The following is a 5,270-nucleotide window of genomic DNA, read 5'->3' on the forward strand; positions in this document are numbered from 1 at the left end:
TGGCCGTACCTGTCATCGGCGTCGTCGCCTCCGCGCTCGCGCTGGGCGAGCCGCTTGGGCCGGGACAGATCGCCGCGCTGATCTTCACGCTCGCAGCCGTGGTGCTGGCGACGCGCTAGCCGTCCGGACGCCGGGGTATCAGGGGTCCTGAGGCTCTTTCTCTCGCCGGCGTTGTCCCGAGCCCGGCGGTTTCGACGGCAGGTCAGCAGGTGCGACAGCAAAGACTTCGAGGGCCTGGTCGTAGCCTTTGATGTTCCGCTGCCCGAGCGATGCCAACGGAACGCTGTCCCTTACCCTTCCAGCGATAGTGGGATCAGCCAGGATCTGCGCGTCCTTCGCGAGATTGCAGAGCCGCGACGCCAAATTCACCACGGCTCCCATCGCCGTGTAGTCCAGCCGACCGTTATAACCAACCGTTCCTACCGTTGCCGCTCCCATCGCAACGCCCACACCAAAGCCGATCGCGTGGCCGGAATCGTACCATTTGCCGGCAAGGGACTGCACGGTCATTTGCAGGTCGATCGCGAGACGGACCGCTTGAGTTGCCGGCTGTTCGCACGCGACCGGAGCATTGACGAGGAGCATGACTCCGTCGCCATCAAAGCCGATGAGCGTTGCCTCGTGACGAGTCGTCACGGCGCCAACGGCCTCGTAGTACTCGCGCATGACGGCCATGATGACATCAGGTTCATTGCGCGTGGAGAACGCCGTGAAGCCGCGCAAGTCGCCGAAAATGACAGCGACTTCACGTCGCTGCCCTTCGAGCAGTTCATGAGAATGCTCGACCAATTCGGCGACCTGTGATGGCAGGAACTGCTTCAGCCGTTCGATCCGCGCAGATTTCTGCTGCGAGATCGCCAGTTCAGAAGCCATTTCATTGAAGCGCAACGCCAGTTGCTGCAACTCGTCACCGCTGAAGATTTTGATGCGATGCTCGAATTGTCCGGTTCTGATCCGCTCCACGCCCTCTTCCAGTTGCTTGATCGGGCCGGACATTCTGTGCGCGCGCCAATAGGCGAGCGCCAGCGCGATAAGAACACCAAAGGCAATCAGAATTGACGAGCGCCACAACGCCGCGCGAATGGATGCAAAGGCTTCCGAGACCGGCTGCATCGCGATCACCGTCCATCCCACGTCGGCGGCTTGAACGGATAGCGCCACCACCGGCTTGCCTTGGTCCCCATTTATCACCGCCGCTCCGCTCGCCGCGCCAACGAGATGCTTGATCCGGCTGAAACTGCCCGAGCTGGCGCGGCCGCGCAGAACCAGACTGATGTCGGGATGGGCGATCAGATGACCGGAGTCATCGACAACAATGGCGTAGCCGGTCTCGCCAATTCTAATGGCAGCGATGACATCCCAGATCAGCTTCAGATTGACTTCGGCGATCGCAACCCCCGCGGCCGGCAGGCTCCCGGCAACCGCGATCCTCATGTAGGGCTCTGAATCTCGCTTGTACTGAACCGGTCCGTACCAGACCTTGTTGGCGCGTGCGCCTAGAACAGCGGGATCCGTGGACATATCAATGCCGCGCCCGGTCCTGTTCAGAAGCAGCCTGGAAACAAAGACCCGTTCAGTGCCGGTCTCATCCAGAAGCGAAACCGAAACGATTGCGGGCACCTGCTGGAGGAGGCGCAAGGCGTCGGTCTTATGTTGCGCATCGTCTCCGGCAGACCAGGGAAGCTGCACCATCCAACCCAGCTGATCCCGGATGCCGTCGGTGAATGCCTCGATCCGGTCGGACGCCGCGCGAGCATCGGCCTGCAGCACAGCGCTAATCTGGCGGCGCTGGTCTCGGTAACCGAAAGACGCCTCGATGGCCGCGCCGAGTATCAGAGGCACGACCGCAGCGACAAACAACGTCGCCAAGTACTTGCAAAACAGCGAGCGACGCGGGGGCGTCGTACACGAAGAGGACTGCGCAGCACCGTCCGTCATAACTGCTCTCAGGAGATCACCTTGCTGGCGCGAAACAGGATCGACGACACATCCAGGTCGATACCCAGAAGCCTGGCTGTCTYCAGATTGACTGCCAGTTCAAACTTCTCGGGGCGCATCACCGGAAGATCTGACGGATTTTCCCCGCGCAGGATGCGATCGGCATAAGTGGCAAGCCGAAAATAGGTCGTGCGCTGGTTTGCGCCGTAACTCAAGAGACCTCCAGCGTCACAATATTCAGACCAGCCAAACATCGAAGGCAGCCGGTGCGCGATTGCAAGCTCCGCAATCTTTGCACGATGCACCAGCGTCACGGCATCGGGAAACACGAGGAGAGCATCCGCGTCCACTTTGCCGGCGGCCGTCAATCCATTCTCGATTTCGCGAGCGCCACAGAACGGAACGTAGGCTGCCTCAATGCCGAGATTCCGGCACGACTCCAAAGTCGCACGCCATTCCAGTGGCTCTCCCGGATGATCCGTGTTCGAGAAGACCGCCAGTTTTCGCAGCTTTGGATAAATGTCCTTGAGCAGTTCAACGCGCTTTCCCGCCAGCTCGAGCGACAGGAATGTGCTGCCGGTGAAATTGGTGCCGGGGTGAGCAAGGCTCTTCACCACACCCAAAGCGACGGGGTCACCGCTCAATGCAAACAGCACGGGGATGTCGGTGACCGCGGTCATGACGCGTGTCGCCGGACCGCTCGAGACCACAAGGTCGATATCCCTCTGTTGCAACTCGGAGACAATCTTGCGCAGTGCCTGCGGATTTCCAGGGGCATAGTGCGTCTCGAAGGTTACGGTCTTGCCCTCGACGTATCCCAGCGCGCGCATTCCCTCGCGAAAGCCGTCCAGGAAGGGATCCGGTTCGGAGGCGGTCGAGACCCAGAAGATACGATGCAGCTTGGCTCCGTCCTGCGCCCGTGCGATCGCAGGCCAGGCCAGTCCTCCGCCAATCAACAAGATGAACTCTCGTCTTTTCATCCGAGCACCTGTCGAAGCTGCGCCGTCAATTCCGGCCGCAGACCAGGATCCTAGCTGTACGTCTGGTGACTGCGCTCGGTATCGCGCTCCGCAAGCGGACTGTCGCGACGCCGGCTCCAACATTTGTCGCCGAGAGCATGCTCAGAGATTGGGCAGGTGAGACGATTTGTCCTTGAGATGCGCTTGATTTTTGCTTGAGACCGGCCCGATCGGAATCAAAACGGCCTTACTCGTTGCACCGCGCGGTTTCGGAACACCTCCGGCGCGCATCCGGGCGAGCCACGGCGTCTCAAAAGGACAACCRGAAGTCACATCCTGAGCCAGTGCGCTCGACCACATATATGCGTGACTGCAGCGCGCCTTCGYCAGTCCACGCGCTAGCCCGCCGCCATCCCGCTGCCATTCAGCGCCTTCCGGATCATTTCCGCGAGCTGGTTTCTCCGATACGGCTTGGTCAGCAGCATCACGCCGTCGTCGAGCTTGCCGTGGTGGACGATGGCGTTGTCGGTATAGCCGGAGGTGTAGAGCACCTTCAGGCCCGGCCGCCGCTTCGCCACTTCCTCGGCGAGCTCGCGCCCGCTCATGCCGCCGGGGATGACGACGTCGGTGAAGAGGAGATCGAAGACCTGCCCGGCCTCGATCAGTTGCAGCGCTGCGCGGCTGTCGGGCGCGGCAACCGTCTGGTAGCCGAGGCCCTGCAATTGCGCGGTGACGAAGTTGCGCACCAGCGGATCGTCCTCGACCACGAGAATGGTCTCGGCACCGCCTTCGGCCTGCGGCGCGACGGGAGCTGCCGCTTCTATCGCGCCTTCGCCCGGCGGCAGATAGAGCTTGATCGTGGTGCCGTGGCCTTCCTCGCTGTAGATCTTGATATGGCCGCCGGACTGCTTGACGAAGCCGTAGACCATGGAGAGACCGAGCCCGGATCCCTTGCCGACCTCCTTGGTGGTGAAGAAGGGCTCGAACGCCTTCTCCTGGACGTCCTGCGGCATGCCGGTGCCGCTGTCGCTGACCGCGAGCATCACGTAGGGGCCGGACACCACGTCCGCATTGGCCTGCGCATAGGCTTCGTCGAGCACGACGCGGTGGGTTTCCAGCAGCAGTTTGCCGCCGTTCGGCATGGCGTCGCGGGCGTTGATCGCCATGTTGAGCACGGCATTGGTGAGCCGGGACGGATCGATGTGCGCGGTCATCGGCCCCTGTTCCAGCACGGTCTCGATCTGGATCTGCTCGCCGAGGGTGGGGCGCAGCAGCTTTGCGATGTCTGATATCGCGGCATTGATCTCGACGTTGCGCGGCTGGAGCGGCTGCCGGCGTGCGAAGGCGAGCAGGTGCTGGATCAGCTCGGCGCAGCGCTCGGCGGCATCGTCGATCAGGCGCGCCACGCGCTGGAGCGCGGGCTGCTCCTTCAGGCTCGCCACCAGCGTCTCGGTATTGCCCGAGATCACCGTCAGCATGTTGTTGAAGTCGTGCGCGACGCCGCCGGTCAGCTTGCCGATCGCATCCAGCTTCTGCGACTGTTGCAACTGCCGCTCGGTCTCGCGCGAGGTGGTCGCATCGTGATAGACCAGCACGGCGCCCGAGATGTCGCCTTGTCCGTCCCGCATCGGCCGGCCGCTGATCATGAGGTGGCGAACCTGATTGCCGCTGTGCGGGCGGACGATCATTTCCAGGTCTTCGAACTCCTCGCCGTGCAGCACGCGCACCGAAGGCAGCTCCTCGGCCTTCATCGGCATGGCGCCGTCGCCGTGAAAGACGTCCGACAGCGACCGCAGACTGCTCAGGTTCATGCCGGCGCGGTGCAGCAGCATGCGCTCCGCGGCCGGATTGGACAGCAGAACGTTGCTGTCGACGTCGATGACCAGCACCGCCTCCGCCATGCTGCGAAAGGTGCTCTGGAGCACGTTGACGGACAGGCGGAGCTCGTCATGCGCGGTGACCAGATGTTCGGTGCGTTCGGCCACCGCCGCCTCGAGTTGCTCCTTGGCGGCCGTGGTCTCCAAAAGCGTGCTCTTGAGCGCGCCCTCGGTGCGCCGGCTCTCGCGCATCACCATCACGACCAGCAGCAGGATCACGAGCGCGCCGGCGACATCGATGCCGAGCAGCACGATGCCGGTGCGGCGCGAATCCTGGGAGCGCGCGGCGAGCAATCGTTCTTCCTCTGCGCTCAGACGGTCGAGATTGCCCATCACGGTGTCCATCAGGCCGCGGCCTTCCGCCTTGCCCTGGAGCGCGGCAATGCCGGCCTGGTCGCTCTCGGCGCGCAGGCGCATCGCCTCGGCGGCGATCTCGACCCGGCGCAGCGCCAGCGGCTCGGTGCCCTCCAGCAGCGCGACCTGATCGGGGTAGTCG

Annotated in this window: 3 protein-coding genes and 1 pseudogene; 1 reads left to right on the forward strand and 3 read right to left on the reverse strand. The window is 63.1% G+C overall.

Annotated features, from left to right (window positions below; translation table 11 throughout):
* Nucleotides 1–119: pseudogene (locus AC1D00_RS25220) on the forward strand (EamA family transporter); the annotation flags it as partial.
* Between the two features lie 19 nt (nucleotides 120–138).
* Here AC1D00_RS25220 and AC1D00_RS25225 read toward each other — a convergent pair.
* The 3 genes from AC1D00_RS25225 to AC1D00_RS25235 all read right to left on the reverse strand — a co-directional run.
* Complete coding sequence (locus AC1D00_RS25225; protein ID WP_477012515.1) at nucleotides 139–1,938, reverse strand: cache domain-containing protein; 1,800 nt, start codon at nucleotides 1,936–1,938, stop codon at nucleotides 139–141.
* A gap of 8 nt (nucleotides 1,939–1,946) precedes the next feature.
* Nucleotides 1,947–2,918, reverse strand: a complete 972-nt coding sequence (locus AC1D00_RS25230) for an ABC transporter substrate-binding protein (protein WP_477012516.1) — start codon at nucleotides 2,916–2,918, stop codon at nucleotides 1,947–1,949.
* A 377-nt stretch (nucleotides 2,919–3,295) separates the two neighbouring features.
* Nucleotides 3,296–5,270: ATP-binding protein (locus tag AC1D00_RS25235; protein ID WP_477012517.1), on the reverse strand; the 1,975-nt coding region annotated here is incomplete at its 5' end.

It is taken from the genome of Bradyrhizobium sp. P2_E8, from assembly GCF_056403875.1.